Origin of the sequence: Bacillus cereus (genome assembly GCF_002561295.1) — a bacterium.
Lineage (GTDB): Bacteria > Bacillota > Bacilli > Bacillales > Bacillaceae_G > Bacillus_A > Bacillus_A cereus_S.
In genome coordinates this window covers 1-16,139 of sequence record NZ_NTUG01000014.1, presented here as the reverse complement: position 1 = coordinate 16,139, position 16,139 = coordinate 1, and the positions used below count along the sequence as shown (strand labels likewise).

The following is a 16,139-nucleotide window of genomic DNA, read 5'->3' as shown; positions in this document are numbered from 1 at the left end:
ATAAAGAAAAAAGAAGAGAAGTGGGGCTCTTCTTCCTTTTTTGAAAATATGTATACCTTTTGTATTGTCTCGGTTCGACTAAAAATAATATATAATTAGACTACGATTTTTCAGGTGAAAATACTATGTAGCAAAACCACGGTTTTTTTTAGATATTATGCAATCAGACTGCGATTTTTTTAGAAAATTATTTTATTTAAAGAAAGACATCCTCTCTTAATCATGTTGTCCAAATTGAACACGGATATGTCTTGTGTATTCATCGTTACCGTCAGAATCTATGCGAAACATTAAATCAGGATGCACGATGTATCTAGCCCTTCCTTTTGCTTTTGTCACCATTACAGCTCCCGCTTCTTGTAATAAATTAAAATATCTCGTGATTGTAGCTCTATCTGCATTCTTATGACCTAATATTCTTCCAATTTCACTTTTGGTTAAATGCTTTAATGTCTTAGGTTTTCGTTCTAATGCATCTAATACGGTTTCATCTGGATTGGTGATTGGTTCATCAGGATTCTTAACTAAATAATAAGTTTCATAATGAAAATATGGTATAACAGCATGTAAAATGCCGATTACATCTTTAATGTAAATTGGCTTCTTTCTTTTTCTATTTTCAATTTCTTCTATTTTTTGTAAATTACTTATAGTTTGCTGGAGTTTATTTTGGAAAATTTTAACGAATTTATCTTTATCTCCAGCTTTCAACTTGCCCATCACATAGTATGTATCATTTAAAACATAATTTGCTTTCCTTTTGTCTTTGGGATTTTTGATTTGTTTAATAATACCTATTTGACAAAATTTTTTTAGCTTTTTATAAGCATTCACTTCGTCTATACTCCATATTTCTGCAATTTCTTTGTTTGCAAGCGGTTCTCCACTTTTAGAAAAGGGTTTTCCATCGAATTGTGCATATAACATTAAAATCATAATATATCGTCTATCCGTTAATGTTAAGCGGTCTTTTAATTCTAAATTAGAGCTTGTTATTGCCATAAAGTAGGACCCTCTTTCATCTGATGCTCTTATTGATAAACGTTTGAAGTAATTTCTAATGCTTTCAGCTAAGGATTTATCTTTTACTTCATTTTCATTTAAGTCAATCAGACGTAATACTCTTATTTCTCCTGTTTTCTTATCCTTTACTGTAACACTGGATTCGTCATTACTAATGATTACTTCATTTTCATGAATGCGATTGTAATCATTTATTGTCATATTTAATTCCTCCTAAAATAAATTCTTTTTTAGGAGTCCCTTGTTTTTAGAGGATTCTTTTAAATGGTGTGATATATAGTTTATAAATTAATTGTTTTCTATTGGGTTCCCCATGGACTCCAATTAAAATATGTAGGGAAGCCAGAGATATTTTTACACAATCAATTGTTTCTAGTGTGGTGTATACATCAACTTCTAATTATTTTTGTATTTTAAAATGTGATATACGAATGATGAAGGGGAACTAGTTTGTTGTATATTTATTTTTTTTGATGTTCGTTCTTATTCCTCTTTTTATAAAAAATTAAAATCATATAGCTTTATGGTTATATAAGTGTATGTTCTTATGTTGTTTTAACAACGACCTCTAATTTTACAAGCTTGGAAAAATACTGCTATTAATTCCTCAGATAAGATTGAACTAAATACATCATCTAAACTTATTTTATAGCCGTTATAAAGTGATAAGCCAACTTCAACAAGGCGTCTTGTAGAGCCAGTCAAACCAGCTGCATCTATACGATGTTTTTCTTCCTCTTCATCCCAGTACGTAAGCATAAATAACGGACCAGAAGATGCATCTAATGTATTGATATCAATACATTCATATATCGCAGGATAAGCTGCGATGTATATATTTGCTTCGTACTGGACATCAACAGCTTTTTCTCTAGTTAAATGATATGTTCTCATTAAAAAATCATAGTTTTCTTTATGTTTATCGTTAACAAAATACATTGTATCCACCCCTTATAAATTAAGTTTGTCAGTTGCTTTATTATTCTACATTCTGAATTTTACGAATTCAATACCGAAATTTGAAAAATCATATGATATAATAATTAAAAATTTTAAAACCGAACTAGAGGATGTCGAAAGTATCAAGTGAAATTGAATAGAGAACATTACAAAAAAACTAGGGATTTTGGTAATCCCTAGCGTTTTTGTTTTACACCATATATTTAATTGTGATGTTAACTTAGTTATAATTACCGTTCTTTTCTTGGTCATCCTCGTTCCCGAATTGTTGTAGGTGTTTGTTAATTTCAACTTCAAACGATAAGTTTGTGTATTGTTCATCATTAGTCACATCACTCAATATTTGTTGAGTAATTTCATAATAGGGCAGGGTGCTTGTTTTCGGATTCTTACAACACTCTTTAAGCCATAATTGAAAATAATTTAGTACGTCTTCTAAACTTCCTTCAAATAACTCATATCGTCCAAATGATTTTATAACGCAGAGTTTATATTTCTCATTCAAATTTAGGTTATCTTTTGTGTCTTGGGTTACACCGATTAGGCACCAAATAGTGATATCGTGTTGGTTAGCCAATGTTAGATAGGATAACAACTGTGTTGCTTTTAATCCTGTAATAGATGTTTTTTCATCTATTACAAGAAAATGTCCACAAAAGGGAATGAAAGTATCTATATCACCAACGTATAGAATGTTATTTTTATCTTCCACTTTTAGAGAATCTCCTAAAAATTCTTTGATGGATTGATAGAAAACACCAAGGTCCCATTTGTGAGAGAAATTATCGACATTTTTGATGTTTTTAGGAACAGGTACTTCTTTAGCACAATAGTCTCCAAGTTTCTCATTTAGTAAATTTAAAAGTATTTCTTTATCATTTCCCATGGTATCTGAAAATGAAAACAATCTTCTTCGTTTGCGCTTATCTGGTAATTGTTCTATTGATTGTATTCCGAATTTTGGCATGTTTTTTATTATTCACCTCGAATATTATTTGTTGTTTTTCCCTACATTCTCAAGGTATGTATCTCGAAAAAAATTATGAATAAATGGTTGAGCGTTTAAGGATTTGTTTGGAAAAATAAACATCAAAATTCGACATGATTATGTTCGATAAAAAAACTTTTCGACATACATACCATAAAAATTTTCAATATTCAAACTCGATTTTTAAGAATTTGTGTTTTAGCTTAATAATATAACAAAGAATTACAGGAGAATAAAATATTAATAGGGGGGATATCTTGCTTCTAATAAAAGATTTACCTGAATATATAACGCCATTACATATAAAGCAGATATTAAGAATCGGACAAAGACAAGCTTATCAATTAACAAAAACAAATGACTTTCAAACTATGAAATTAGAAGATATTAATCTGTATTCAAAAGAAAAATTTATTAAATGGTTAGAGGGAGGAAATTTAAAATGAGAGAAGGTACCAAGGAATTAAAATCATTTCCTGATATTTTAACAGTTATGGAATTAAAAGAACTTTTAGGAATAGGACGAGAACAGGCGTATGAACTTGTTAAATCAGAAGATTTCCCTACCAAAAGAATCGGTCGAAGAATCATAATTTATAAACCCAATTTAATTAAATGGTTAGAAAAAAATAATGCATCTTGAAAAAAATGCTAGTTGAAAATGGAAAATATTTAGCCTTGATGGCATAAAGGAAGTGCGGCGTAATAAGTGTAAAGAATTTTTTATAGAGGAGGTACTTATGAGAGGAAGTGTAAAGAAAGATTTAAAAAGTGGTACTTATTATTTTGTTGTTGATATTGGTATACAGCCAAATGGAAAAAGAAAACAAAAAAGGAAGCGTGGGTTTCCAAGAAAACAAGACGCGCAGGCAGCCTTAAATGAAGTTATTTCACAACTGAATAAAGGGACATTCATTGAACCTAGCAAGATGTTATTCTCGGAAGTATCCATCAAATGGTTAGAACGTAGAAAGCGTGAGATAAGATATTCTACTTATAAAACCTATAATCAAGTTTTAGATACACATATTCTACCTTATTTAGGAAATATAAAAATTTCGAAAGTTAATCAGAGATTGCTAAATTCTTTTGTCGATGAAAAGTATGAAAAAGGATATTCCAAGAACTATATTTCAAAACAGATTGCTGTTTTAAAATTAATTTTAAATTTTGCGGTAGAAGAGGGCTACTTAAAACACAATCCTGCAAAAAAGCTAAAAAAACAAGAAGAAAAAAATACTGTTACATCCTATTGGACTGAAGAAGAAGCAAAAACTTTTTTAGCTACAGCGAGAACGTCCCCTTATTATGCAGTGTATTTGATAGCGCTAGCTACTGGATTACGTAAGGGAGAAATCTTAGGTATGAGATGGGATGCTGTTGATTTTGAAAATAGTAGGATTTATGTTAAACAGATTTTAACAAACGATGGAAAAAAACTTGAGATAGGTGCAAAGACTGAAAATTCTTTACGAAGTGTCGAGGTTTCTCAGAATATAATGGAAGAATTAAAATCTATAAAACAGAGGTTTAATGATAAAGAGTGCCTGCTAAAAGGTGCATTTTCTGAGAATAATTTAGTGATTTCATCAAGTAAAGGGACCCCTATTAATCCTAGAAATATAGGGAGAAATATGGATTTGATAATACAAAAATCTGGGGTGCGACGTATTACATTTCACTCTCTTAGGCACACCCATGCCACATTGTTAATGGAAAAGGGAATCAATATGAAAGTTGTTTCTGAAAGATTGGGACATGCAGATATAAGAACAACCATGAATAGATATACCCATGTAGGTCAAACACTTCAAAAAGAAGCTGCTGAGATGATGGGGAGTTTAATAAAATGAGATGTTGCATTTTGTTTTTTGATATTAAGATTTTATAAAAAACCAGCCTAAACTATTTGAAATTTAGACTGGTTTTGAAAACTTAGAGGCTATTCTTAAAATGAACAAAAGTAGCAGAAATATAGGTTCCATTTAAGGGCTTAATAATTCATCTGAAAAATGTAATAGGAATTAATTAAGGTTCCTTAGCAATTTAAAAATCATTAATTTTATTTAAATTCCAAACTTGTTGGACAATTTTTTTATATAGCTTTTGACGTTCTATTAATTCATTATTATTAAATGTAGCATATGGTTTAAAAGGTAAATTATGATTTTTTATGTATCTTAAAAAGTTAGGGTTATTTTCATAGCAATTTTTATGAAGGGATTTAGCTAATAAGTTTTGTCCAAAATATTGCTGGACCTTAACAAAGTATTCTTTATCACCATAGCTTTGATTAATACTTTTAGGAAGCAAGAGAAGCCCTCCAACATGATTGCGACGATTTTGAAAATCCGTTTCGTTGCTGAATTCATGTGTATGACGTTGAAATTTATTTGCCCAAATGTGCTCGATTTGAAAGGGATTTTTAGACTCTTTAGTTACATACGTTTTAAAGTTAGAGTCTATCCCGCTTTCTATTTCGATATGATGCGTTATGCGAGCGAGTAAGTAATGGACATATTTTTTGTTTTGTTGATGAAGGTAAAAAAATTCTAGATTTTCTAGCTTATTAATTTCGTTCCCTTTTTCTTGTAATATTATTTTTAGTTCATCTAAATCTTTGTCTCGTATGTCCTTTGTCAAGTTATACATCGTGTAAGCAAGAGATGAATAGTTTAATGTTGAAAATGAGATAAAGCGATTAACAATGAGCATATCAATATAATAAGCGACTAAATTGATTTTACGATTTATAATATCCTGTGTATCAGTTACTTTTAGTGGTGCTAGTAATAAATGGTACTGATGCGTAAAATTATTATGGTTATTGTAATAAACATACTCAAGTCCTGTTGTATAAGTAACCGATGCCTTTAAAATATTTAAATATTGTCTTGAATAAAAATCGAATTGTTTTGTAATAAAATCTTCAAAATCTTGACTTGTATGCAAAGATAAGCTGTCTTTATTATCACGGACCCACTTATGATAAGAAGTAGCAACCTTCTCAAAATCCTTATTTTCTTTTCCTTTGCCGCGTTCACGTATACTCTGAGCAAATTTTGCTCGGAACCAATGCTTAAAGAAATCAACTTCTTCGTTTTTCCCTTTTTCAATTAGTTCCAAAATTCGTTTTTTCCATAAAGTATTGGCTCTTTCTTTTGCTTCATTATCTCTAATATTTGCTAATAAATAGCCTTTGAGCATGTCAGTTGGATTAAGGCTTAACCCTCTATCATTCATTGTCTCAAAAATTGTATAAGCATCCTCATCGTTATCTGCTTCAATATGTACTATCATAACTTTATTTATCATCCAATCGATAAAGTAAGGTAACGCATCACCTTGTAAATCATCTGGGAAATGATGTTTAATATCTTCATAACGAGCCCCAATTGTCCGAACCGATTCTGAAGAGCTACCTTCAAAATCGAAGTGGTGCTCATTAAACAAAGCTTCCATACAAGGGGTACGTTCTTCTACATCAATATTAAAAGATTTCTCTCCGAATCTTTCTGAAAAAATAAGTTCGCTTACATTCACTCTTCGATGAATACTTTGTTTTTGAATGTTATGAAGGAAAATCAAAATCAATGAAATAGAGGTCAATCTTTGCTGACCATCAATTACATATTTTTTCCCTTCTTTATTACTAATTACAATGGAACCTAAGAAATAATTTTCGTATTTCTCCACTTCTCTTGGTTCGTGTTTGGGGTCATAATTATTTAAGAACTTGTTAGATAAATCTTCAAGTAGTTCACGAATATTTTTTGTTTCCCATCGATATTCTCTTTGATAATAATCAATGCCGTATTTTGTATTTCCTAATGTTTCTCGAATGCTTCTTGAACGCGCCTGAATTTCACTCAAGTTTCTGTCCCTCCTAAAACTAGTTTGCAGAAAATGTAGTAGTATATAATTTAAATGATACTGTAAATGATACTGTAACCTTTAAATTATATACATTATTTTACCATTTCTATATTAATGTGATGAGGGATTTCTTAAATTAAATGTTAAGCGAAGTTGATATATCGTTAAAAGCAAACTTGCATTTTTCATTGTTTCCAAACTGTAAGAACAGAAAATTAAACAAGCGTGACCAATTTGTGACCAAACCTTTTTTAGGCTATGAGTTTATAAAAGAAAAAACCGTATCAAATATTGATTTGACACGGTTTCTACACGTATGACCCCGACTGGGTTCGAACCAGCGACCTCCACCCTGTCAAGGTGGCGCTCTCCCTGCTGAGCTACGGGATCGTAATAAATATTGATGTTGTTTTATGTCTGATAATTCTGTTAAGTTGATTATACAGAACGAAGTGCCACATTACAATAGTTTTTCATTGCAATATTTAAACGAATATATACGATTTAAAATGAGAAGTGTATAGGATGGTTTATAGAATAGGAAACTTTTTAGAAGGGATCATTGAAAGTATGATGAAAGAAAAGAACGTATTTCTTCTATTATTTCTTCCTAAACTTTAATATATGATGATTACATAAAGCGATATAGTAAATAAATCGTTACTTTATCGTTGTTTTGGTAGGATATTCTTTTTACAATTGTATGTAAATAGTATATAACAGAAATAGAGAATAAATATTCATAGATTAAAGGAGCATATACGAATGGTAAGAAAATCTTTCAAGGTGCGTGTACCTAGAAATAGAACGATTTCAATTAATGGTGCGATTCTTGACGTGGATGTCTCTCATGATGAGTTTTTAGATGAGTTTATTGAGTGGGTGGATTCAAAAGGATGGTCATTTATGGGAATGACGGATGAGATTACAGAAGAGGAAGCAGGGAGTAATTTAATAGATTTATTGGCAAATGAGAAGGATCAGAAAGAATGAGTCCTTCTTATTTTACGCGTATGATTATGTTCTTTTCTGTAAAATTATGATATAGTGAAAAATAGTGAATATTTTTCCAATTAAATACCAATTTATAACCAATTGATTAAAATATTGGTATATATGACAAACAGAGAATAGAAAAGGGAGAGTCATATGGTAAATTGTAAGAAGATTTCGGTTTTTATTATGGTTATTTGTTTATTCATTTTAACGCCTATGACATTGTACGCTGAAACGGGTATTACGCCAGCACCGGTACCAGCACCAGCAGCACCTGGTCAAGGGCCAAATGTATTTGGTCAGTTTGCGGTTTCAATCGATGCAAAAACGGGTGATGTTTTGTACGACAAAAATGCAAATCAACGTGCGTTCCCGGCAAGTATGACGAAAGTGTTGACTGCCATTTTATTAATGGAGCATGTGAAACCGGGGGAGCAGTTTACGTTCTCACAACCTGCATTAGATCAGGAAAAGAGTAATTATCAAATTGAGTTTCAAGTGGGAGAAACGATTGATCGGAATACAGCACTTACCATTTTAATGGTACTGAGTGCAAATGATGTTTCATATGCGATTGGTGAACGTATTGGAGGCAGTATCGAGAACTTTGCGAAGATGATGAATGAGAAAGCGAAGCAGTTAGGAGCAAAGGATAGCCATTTTATAACGCCAAATGGGTTACATGACCCGAATCATTATACGACAGCATATGATATGGCAATGATTACAAGGGGAGTTCAGAAATATCCTGAGATTTTACAAGCTATGAATACGAAACGGACAACGGTTACTACATCTAGGCAAACGGTGCCCATTTTTAATAAGGCAAACTATTTTGAAAACCCATACAACATTGGTGGGAAAACTGGTTTTACAAATGAGGCTCGCAATACGCTTGTATTATTAAATGAGAAAGATGGCAATCGTATTATTAATGTTGTGATGGCATCACAAAGACCGGAAATCTATGAAGATATGCGTCAAATTGCGGATCATTCTTTCTCGCAATTCACAAAGCAAATGGTGCTAGATAAAAATAATTGGCATCAGAAAGCATCTTATCTAGATAAAAACATAGATTGTGAACTTGAGAAAAGTGCAGAATTGATGTTAAAGAAAGATGAAGGAAAGAATGTGAAAACAGTTTTTAGAGCGGCTTCGGTTAATAAGGAACAACTATATCAAAAAGGAATTCATCGCGGAGATGTCATCGGGACAGTAGATGTGACCAAAAATAATCAAACAATTGAAAGTATTAATGTTCTTTCTAAAGAAGATGTTACATTTGTAATGCCTCAGAAAAAGATACAGCCAGCCGAGCCTACGTATCCAATTGGGTTGATGGTAAGTATTGGAGTTGGATTTATTGCTTTCATGACAATTGCTTTGTATATGGTAAGACGATCGAAAAAGAATGCAATTTCAGAAGGAGAATAGGCAATGAATAATTGCCTATTTTTATTGCGTTTTTTTGATGTTCATTATAGTATGGATTTAAGTTCTCTTTTAAGAACGAATTAGGATATCCTAGTTTTACGTGCATATACATAATAAAAAGGAGGAGATACGGATGAAACTAGTTTGGAAGATTATTAGCAACGTTATCTCATTTGTTTTATTTGCGCTCATGGTTTGTTTAGCTTTTGTTGTTATTTCATCAAAAGCGAGTGGTGGGGTTCCAACCGTAATGGGATATCAATTTAAAACAGTACTATCTGGATCGATGGAACCAACATTTTTAACTGGTTCAATTATTGCGATTGAACCAACGAAAGATGGATCGAAATATAAAAAAGGTGATGTCATTACTTTTAAAGAAGATGAGAATAAAGTTGTCACTCACCGTATTATTGGTGTGAAAGATATAAATGGAAAAGTCATGTATGAAACAAAAGGTGACAATAATAATGGCCCGGATTTAAAGCCGGTATTAGCTGAAAATGTGATTGGGAAATATGGTGATATTACAGTTCCATATGTGGGATATGTATTGAATTATGCAAGTTCAAAAGCAGGAGCTGCCTTACTTTTAATTATTCCAGGAGTATGCTTACTTATGTATTCTATCATTTCTATTTTTAGCGCAATCCGCAGCATTGATAATGAAAAGAAAAATAAATCTACGGATGTTGGACAATCTGTATAATATCGTTATTTTCTCTATTTTAGGGATTATAAATACATAGATATTATAGGGGGATATGGACATGACTTTAAAGAAGAAATTAGGAATAGGGATTGCATCGGCAATTATGGGAACTGCATTAATTAGCGGAGGCACATATGCTTATTTCAGCGATAAAGAAGCCTCTAATAATACATTTGCGTCAGGGAAGCTGGATTTAACTGCAAATCCAACAGCAATTATTGATGTTAATAATCTTAAGCCTGGAGATACGATCATTCGCGATTTTGAATTAGTAAATAGCGGGACATTAGATATTGAAAAAGTTTTATTATACTCTGAATATAGCGTGAAAGACGCGAAAGGTGATAATACGGAAGATTTTGGTGACCATATTAAAGTAACGATTTTACGAAATATGGACAAGGGGCATGCGATTATAAAAGAAAAGAAATTATCTGAATTAACAGGGAAGCCATCTGTACCAGTCAATAATGATGCCCTATCTGAAAGAGTAGATGAGAAGGGAATTAAGGCGGGAAATAAGGATACATTTAAAGTGAAGTTCGAATTTGTAGATAATGGACAAAACCAAAATCAATTTCAAGGGGATACGCTTGAGTTGAAATGGACATTTGATGCACTGCAAACGGCTGGTGTAGAGAAATAATGATATAAACAGGCTATCAAGTTGGTAGCCTGTTTTACTATATGTATCATTTTTTTACTATGCCATATGAAAATAGAAGGAGAATCAATAGAGTTAGATTTTTTCAGTATACAAAAAGTTACATGTCGCAAAAATGTGAAAATTTCTATGATTTTCGAATTCTATTCTTTATAATAAGAATATGTTCTTTATAAAGAATGAGATACGAGTAATGGGAGAGGTTGGAATGCTAAAATCATCAAAAAAAATAAAAATAATGCTTATGTTGCCTTGTATGTGTTCAATGGCGTTCTATATGGGATCACAAGTAGTTACATATACGGAGGCCGCTTTTGTAAGTGAGACAAAAATACAGTCTACGATTTCAACTGCAATTGTATTTCCAAAAACGATTGATAATTTGGTGAAAGAAGCGGAGCAGCATGAGAGTGCTATTTTAAAAGTAGATGAAGGCATGCGTAAGGAAATCAAAGCTGATTCTGTAGAAATACTTGAACAACAAGTGAAAGAGTGGAGAGGGCAGCTTGAACAAGTGAAAGTGGAACGTGAAGCATTGCAACGCATATATACAGAAATAGAAGATTATCATACGAAATCAGTAGAAAATGTAAAAAAACATGAGAGCGATTCAAGTAAAGAAGTGCTTCAATATGTACAAGCCGGTTTTACTAAGGTAAAGAGTATGAAGGATAATGTTGATAAGAAAATATCGGTACCGAAAATAGAAGAATCTATTCTAACGTTGCAAAAGAAAATAGAAGAGGAAAAAGCGAAACAGGTTAAAAAAACAGAGCAGGAACAGGTTATACCTCCTTCTGAGCAAAAAGAACAAACGAAACAAGAGGAAACAAAGCAACCAGTAAAACCTAAACAAGAGCAGGTCAATCAAACCGAACAAAAAGAGTCAAAGAAACAAGAAGAAATAAAGCAACCAGTAAAATCTAAACAAGAGCAGGCAAATCAAACTGAGCAAAAAGAAGAAAGTAATCCAGCATTACAACAATCTGAAGAGAAGAACGAAGAAGTACAACAACAAGACGTAAGTGCTGTACAGGAAAACCAATAATTTTTTTGGTTTTCCTTTCTAGAAATGTAGGTATAAACATGAAAAATGTAATTTAGGGGCATCAGTGGTAGTAGGATTATTTTATGTACAATATGAATTTGTAGACAATGAACAAAATCAAAGTCAATTCTAAGTTGAAATGGATATGAAGTAGAAAAATAATCGAATTGATGGAAGAAAGGTAGATTTTTTCCTGCCTTTTTTCATAGCAATTCGTTTTATATGAGGGATGCAGATGAATAAGAAGTGGTTATTTATTATGAGTGCATGTCTGATTTTAATAGTATTCATTGGTATGACAAAAAATATTGACCGAGTGTATGCGGAGGAGCGACGAGAAATAGATATAAGTCTTGATCCAAAAGAAGTACTATTTCACGCTACAAATATGAAACCAGGAGACTGGGCGGAGCGAAGCATACGTATTCGTAATGAAGGGACAAAGAAATTATCATACAGTATAAAGAGCGAGGTTTCAGAGGGATCTACAAAATTATATGAAGCTCTTAAGATCACTGTAAAAGATAAACAGAAGTTGCTATACGAGGGGAGTCTAAAAGAACTTCAAAGTATGGAAAAGCGTACATTAGCAGTTGATAAAATGGATGAGCTTATCTATATGGTATATGTTCCTAAAGAGTTAGGAAATGAGTATCAAGGTTTACAAACAATAGTGAAATTTATTTTCTATGCGGAAGAGCCAAACGGAGATGGTGTAGGTACAGAAAATGAAACAGGAAGCAATCAAACACAACCTCCTACGGATAGTAACGGGCAGCTGCCACGTACAGGTGCGCAGCAAAGTAGTATGATTTTAATAGGAATTGGTTTAGTAGGGTTTGGGCTTTATTTTTATAAAAGGTACATGCAAATGAAGTATAGGAAAGATTGAGTTTTTAAGGATTCGTAGAAATCCATTCACTAAAGTTTCACTTTAGAAGAATAGCTCGTTACTAATTATGGAAAATATTGAATTTAGAATATTCTGTAAAAAATTTAGAAATAAATTAATGTTATTTTATGGTTGCAATTACAACCTTATGTTCTTTATAATGAACATAAGGTAGCTTTTTAAAGAACAGATAAATTCAAGGGGTATTGTACATATATAGACTATAGAAAAAGTAACAACCGTTCTATTAGTTATACCTCTTATCCAATCATTAAGAGATAACAATAAAAAAAGCTTAGGGGGAATTAAAGTGAGTTTAAAGAAAAAATTGGGTATGGGAGTCGCTTCAGCAGCATTAGGATTATCTTTAATCGGTGGAGGAACGTTCGCTTACTTTAGTGACAAAGAAGTATCAGACAATACGTTTGCAGCGGGTACATTAGATCTTACTTTGGACCCTAAAGTACTTGTAGATATTAAGGATCTTAAACCAGGCGATTCTGTTAAGAAAGAGTTCTTATTAAAGAACAGCGGTTCATTAGCAATTAAAGATGTGAAATTAGCAACGGAATATGCAGTAACAGATGCGAAAGGTGATAATGCTGGGGAAGATTTCGGTGAACACATTAAAGTAAAATTCCTTTGGAACTGGGATAAGCAAAGTGAACCTGTATATGAAACAACTTTAGCAGACTTACAGAAAGTAGATCCAGATGTTTTAGCAAAAGACATCTTTGCTCCAGAGTGGGGTGAAAATGGTGGCTTAGAAGCTGGAACAGAAGATTACCTATGGGTACAATTTGAATTCGAAGATAATGGACAAGACCAAAATAAATTCCAAGGCGATGCATTAAACTTAAAATGGACATTTAATGCAAACCAAACTGAAGGCGAAGAGAAATAAGGAAGTTAAACAAAAGCGGGGAGATTCCCCGCTTTTTTCTTAAATAAAAAAAGAGTGCTCCCCAGTACGCACTCTCTCTCGTATACATTATTTCTGATTTTGTTTCCACTTTGTAAATTCTAGAAATTCGCGAAATTGTTCTTTTGAGACACCAGAGCTCATCGCTTCTTTGACGAGATGTGTCCATTCCGAATCTAATTGGCTTTCGGCTGCTGATTCATCATGGAGTAGCGTATCCATTGGTATTTGTAGAACATTTGCGATCTTTTCAAGAAATTGAATGGAAGGATTTTTTTGTAAATTACGTTCAATCGAGCTGATATAAGATTTTGCAACACCGGCTTTTTCAGCAAGTTCTGTTAAGGAAATCCCTCTTTGTAAACGAAGGCGTTTTATACGTTCTCCTATCATTTTTGCGCACCTTTCTGTAAATATGTAATAGGCTTATGATGTCATTAGTATAACACAAATTTCGTTAAAAAGAACGCGCTGCTAGTTCCCGGTAGGTTGGTTCATACGTTGGAAAAAGTGTTCGATATCTTGAATCGTGATTCCCGCATCTAGAGCCTCGAGCATTAAATCAATCCAATCCTGATCTAGCGTATCTGCCTTGTCTTTGTACAAAATGTATTCCTCCCTAATGTTCTATTGTCATGTCATGAATCGTACCAAATTATCTTTTAAACACATTATAATATTTTGAAAAGTTAATTTGGTAAAAATAATGTTAATTTATTGTATATTTTGTAGGTAAAACCAATGAAGAAGTTACTATCTTGTCATTCTATAAAGAAATTGTAATAGTTTTATCGAAAATTATCAATATCTTCAGAAATAACTGATATATTGTTAGGTGTTTCTATAAAGAATATGGAATTTTTACAAAAATGTTACAAACTTTACAAAACAACACAAAAAAGAACAAATTATTGCAAGATTACTGAATTTTTATTATTATCTAAATATTAGTACATATTCTTATTAGGGGAGGAAATGGGGATGAAAAAGAAACCATTCAAAGTGTTATCAACACTTGCTGTAGCAGCTGTTTTAGGCTGCTCATTTGGGGCTGGAACTCAGTCTGCTTATGCGGAAACACCTATCAAAACACCGACAAGCCCAGTTGATGATCATTTAATTCCAGAGGAGCGTTTAGCTGATGCTCTTAAAAAACGTGGGGTAATTAATCCTTCAGCTTCAAAAGAAGAAACAAAGAAAGCTGTCGAAAAATACGTAGACAAAAAGAAGGGTGACAAGTCTGGCAAAGAAGTAACAAATGGGGATTCTGTTACAAAAGAAGCATCTGATTTCTTGAAGAAGGTGAAAGATGCAAAAGCTGACACGAAAGAAAAATTAGAGCAGCCAGCAAATGGTAATGGTGCTGGAACAGGGCCAGTTAGAGGCGCTTTAAATGGTAAAGTACCAACGTCTCCTGCAAAGGCAAAAGAGTATAACGGAGAAGTTCGTAAAGATAAAGTACTAGTTTTACTAGTAGAGTATGCAGACTTTAAGCATAACAATATCGATAAAGAACCTGGTTATATGTATTCTAGTGATTTCAATCAGGAGCATTATCAAAAAATGTTATTTGGTGACGAACCATTTGCATTAGAAGATGGAAGTAAGATTGAAACATTTAAGAAATATTATGAAGAACAATCTGGTGGCAGCTATACAGTAGATGGAACAGTTACAAAATGGTTAACAGTTCCAGGTAAAGCGGCTGACTATGGTGCAGATGCTGCAAGTGGTGGTCATGATAATAAAGGACCATTAGGACCTCGTGACCTAATCAAAGATGCATTAAAAGCAGCGGTAGATAGCGGTCTTGATTTATCAGAATTTGATCAATTTGATCAATATGATGTAAACCAAGATGGTAATAAAAATCAACCAGATGGTTTGGTTGACCACTTAATGGTTATTCATGCGGGTGTTGGACAAGAAGCTGGTGGCGGTAAATTAGGTGACGATGCAATTTGGTCTCACCGCTGGACAATTGGACCAAAACCATACGCAGTAGAAGGAACGAAAGCGAAGGTTCCTTATTGGGGCGGTAAAATGGCAGCATTCGACTACACAATTGAGCCAGAAGATGGAGCAGTTGGTGTATTCGCGCACGAATATGGTCATGATTTAGGTCTTCCAGATGAGTATGATACAAAGTATTCTGGTGGCGGCGAGCCAGTTCAATCATGGTCTATTATGAGTGGCGGTAGCTGGGCAGGTCAAATTGCTGGAACGACACCAACAAGTTTCTCTCCACAAAACAAAGAGTTCTTCCAAAAAACAATTGGCGGTAACTGGGCGAATATTGTGGAAGTAGATTACGAGAAATTAAACCGAGGAATTGGTTATGCAACATACTTAGATCAAAGTGTAACGAAATCAGCTCGTCCTGGTCTGATTCGCGTGAACTTACCAGATAAAGATGTAAAAGGAATTCAGCCTGCATTTGGTAAGAAGTACTACTATAGTACAAAAGGTGACGACCTTCATACAACATTAGAAACACCTGTATTTGATTTAACAAAAGCAACAAATGCAAAATTTGATTACAAATCATTGTATGAAATTGAGACAGACTATGACTTCTTAGAAGTACATGCAGTGGCTGAAGATGGAACGAAAACATTAAT

17 protein-coding genes and 1 tRNA gene are annotated in these 16,139 nt (G+C 32.9%); 11 read left to right on the top strand and 7 right to left on the bottom strand.

The features are described from left to right. Nucleotides 1-216 precede the first annotated feature (216 nt). From CN373_RS11265 to CN373_RS11255, 3 genes are all read right to left on the bottom strand, one after another. Complete coding sequence (locus tag CN373_RS11265; RefSeq protein WP_098359364.1) at nt 217-1,224, bottom strand: hypothetical protein; 1,008 nt, start codon at nt 1,222-1,224, stop codon at nt 217-219. Between the two features lie 354 nt (nt 1,225-1,578). Continuing rightward, nucleotides 1,579-1,962 (bottom strand): hypothetical protein, encoded by a 384-nt coding sequence (locus CN373_RS11260; protein WP_078178757.1) that lies wholly within the window; start codon nt 1,960-1,962, stop codon nt 1,579-1,581. Between the two features lie 241 nt (nt 1,963-2,203). Continuing rightward, nucleotides 2,204-2,950, bottom strand: a complete 747-nt coding sequence (locus CN373_RS11255) for a hypothetical protein (RefSeq protein WP_098359363.1) — start codon at nt 2,948-2,950, stop codon at nt 2,204-2,206. Nucleotides 2,951-3,228: 278 nt separating this feature from the next. Between CN373_RS11255 and CN373_RS11250 the strand changes: the two genes are divergently transcribed. The 3 genes from CN373_RS11250 to CN373_RS11240 all read left to right on the top strand — a co-directional run bounded on the left by CN373_RS11250 (nt 3,229) and on the right by CN373_RS11240 (nt 4,824). After that, the gene (locus CN373_RS11250; RefSeq protein WP_098359362.1) at nt 3,229-3,417 is read left to right on the top strand and encodes a DNA-binding protein; all 189 of its coding nucleotides are present in this window, start codon (nt 3,229-3,231) and stop codon (nt 3,415-3,417) included. Next, complete coding sequence (locus CN373_RS11245) at nt 3,414-3,614, top strand: helix-turn-helix domain-containing protein (RefSeq protein WP_001206689.1); 201 nt, start codon at nt 3,414-3,416, stop codon at nt 3,612-3,614. The genes CN373_RS11250 and CN373_RS11245 overlap by 4 nt, the downstream gene beginning before the upstream one ends. 97 nt (nt 3,615-3,711) lie before the next feature. Further along, complete coding sequence (locus CN373_RS11240; RefSeq protein ID WP_098359361.1) at nt 3,712-4,824, top strand: site-specific integrase; 1,113 nt, start codon at nt 3,712-3,714, stop codon at nt 4,822-4,824. 193 nt (nt 4,825-5,017) lie between these two features. On the opposite strand, the gene CN373_RS11235 is transcribed toward CN373_RS11240, so the two are convergent. Both CN373_RS11235 and CN373_RS11230 read right to left on the bottom strand, forming a co-directional pair. Then, complete coding sequence (locus tag CN373_RS11235; protein ID WP_098359360.1) at nt 5,018-6,844, bottom strand: DUF262 domain-containing protein; 1,827 nt, start codon at nt 6,842-6,844, stop codon at nt 5,018-5,020. Nucleotides 6,845-7,164: 320 nt separating this feature from the next. After that, nucleotides 7,165-7,237, bottom strand: a tRNA-Val gene (locus CN373_RS11230). 375 nt (nt 7,238-7,612) lie between these two features. On the opposite strand from CN373_RS11230, the gene CN373_RS11225 reads away from it, so the two are divergent. The 7 genes from CN373_RS11225 (at nt 7,613) to calY (ending at nt 13,500) form a co-directional block, all read left to right on the top strand. Continuing rightward, nucleotides 7,613-7,840 carry a hypothetical protein gene (locus tag CN373_RS11225; protein WP_098359359.1) on the top strand — a complete coding sequence of 76 codons (228 nt, stop codon included), beginning with the start codon at nt 7,613-7,615 and terminating at the stop codon, nt 7,838-7,840. Between the two features lie 156 nt (nt 7,841-7,996). Then, nucleotides 7,997-9,280, top strand: a complete 1,284-nt coding sequence (locus CN373_RS11220; RefSeq protein WP_098359358.1) for a D-alanyl-D-alanine carboxypeptidase family protein — start codon at nt 7,997-7,999, stop codon at nt 9,278-9,280. Nucleotides 9,281-9,413: 133 nt separating this feature from the next. Continuing rightward, entirely contained in the window at nt 9,414-9,989 is a 576-nt protein-coding gene (sipW, locus tag CN373_RS11215) for a signal peptidase I SipW (protein ID WP_098359357.1), read from the top strand. Between the two features lie 61 nt (nt 9,990-10,050). Further along, entirely contained in the window at nt 10,051-10,638 is a 588-nt protein-coding gene (locus CN373_RS11210; RefSeq protein WP_098359356.1) for a TasA family protein, read from the top strand. A 226-nt stretch (nt 10,639-10,864) separates the two neighbouring features. Continuing rightward, nucleotides 10,865-11,704: a DUF4047 domain-containing protein gene (locus CN373_RS11205; RefSeq protein ID WP_240519108.1), complete on the top strand. Its 840-nt coding sequence runs from the start codon at nt 10,865-10,867 to the stop codon at nt 11,702-11,704. Between the two features lie 235 nt (nt 11,705-11,939). Next, nucleotides 11,940-12,596, top strand: a complete 657-nt coding sequence (locus tag CN373_RS11200; RefSeq protein ID WP_098359354.1) for a TasA family protein — start codon at nt 11,940-11,942, stop codon at nt 12,594-12,596. 310 nt (nt 12,597-12,906) lie between these two features. Beyond that, a complete protein-coding gene (calY, locus tag CN373_RS11195; RefSeq protein ID WP_098359353.1) occupies nt 12,907-13,500 on the top strand; it encodes a biofilm matrix protein CalY in 594 nt (197 codons plus the stop codon). Nucleotides 13,501-13,587: 87 nt separating this feature from the next. Here the strand turns inward: calY and CN373_RS11190 are convergent, their stop codons facing one another. Both CN373_RS11190 and CN373_RS11185 read right to left on the bottom strand, forming a co-directional pair. Continuing rightward, nucleotides 13,588-13,911, bottom strand: a complete 324-nt coding sequence (locus CN373_RS11190) for a helix-turn-helix domain-containing protein (RefSeq protein ID WP_098359352.1) — start codon at nt 13,909-13,911, stop codon at nt 13,588-13,590. A gap of 81 nt (nt 13,912-13,992) precedes the next feature. Then, nucleotides 13,993-14,124, bottom strand: coding sequence for an anti-repressor SinI family protein (locus tag CN373_RS11185; protein ID WP_098359351.1), 132 nt, complete (start codon nt 14,122-14,124; stop codon nt 13,993-13,995). A 375-nt stretch (nt 14,125-14,499) separates the two neighbouring features. Between CN373_RS11185 and CN373_RS11180 the strand changes: the two genes are divergently transcribed. Then, on the top strand, nt 14,500-16,139 hold a 1,640-nt coding region (locus CN373_RS11180; RefSeq protein WP_098359350.1), incomplete at its 3' end, for an immune inhibitor A domain-containing protein.

Bases quoted from the DNA above. Each gene is read 5' to 3' on its own strand.
- CN373_RS11210 (WP_098359356.1), top strand. From the start codon at position 10,051: ATGACTTTAAAGAAGAAATTAGGAATAGGGATTGCATCGGCAATTATG.
- sipW (WP_098359357.1), top strand. From the start codon at position 9,414: ATGAAACTAGTTTGGAAGATTATTAGCAACGTTATCTCATTTGTTTTA.
- CN373_RS11220 (WP_098359358.1), top strand. From the start codon at position 7,997: ATGGTAAATTGTAAGAAGATTTCGGTTTTTATTATGGTTATTTGTTTA.
- CN373_RS11240 (WP_098359361.1), top strand. From the start codon at position 3,712: ATGAGAGGAAGTGTAAAGAAAGATTTAAAAAGTGGTACTTATTATTTT.
- CN373_RS11200 (WP_098359354.1), top strand. From the start codon at position 11,940: ATGAATAAGAAGTGGTTATTTATTATGAGTGCATGTCTGATTTTAATA.
- CN373_RS11255 (WP_098359363.1), bottom strand. From the start codon at position 2,950: ATGCCAAAATTCGGAATACAATCAATAGAACAATTACCAGATAAGCGC.
- CN373_RS11225 (WP_098359359.1), top strand. From the start codon at position 7,613: ATGGTAAGAAAATCTTTCAAGGTGCGTGTACCTAGAAATAGAACGATT.
- CN373_RS11260 (WP_078178757.1), bottom strand. From the start codon at position 1,962: ATGTATTTTGTTAACGATAAACATAAAGAAAACTATGATTTTTTAATG.
- CN373_RS11190 (WP_098359352.1), bottom strand. From the start codon at position 13,911: ATGATAGGAGAACGTATAAAACGCCTTCGTTTACAAAGAGGGATTTCC.
- CN373_RS11265 (WP_098359364.1), bottom strand. From the start codon at position 1,224: ATGACAATAAATGATTACAATCGCATTCATGAAAATGAAGTAATCATT.
- CN373_RS11245 (WP_001206689.1), top strand. From the start codon at position 3,414: ATGAGAGAAGGTACCAAGGAATTAAAATCATTTCCTGATATTTTAACA.
- CN373_RS11205 (WP_240519108.1), top strand. From the start codon at position 10,865: ATGCTAAAATCATCAAAAAAAATAAAAATAATGCTTATGTTGCCTTGT.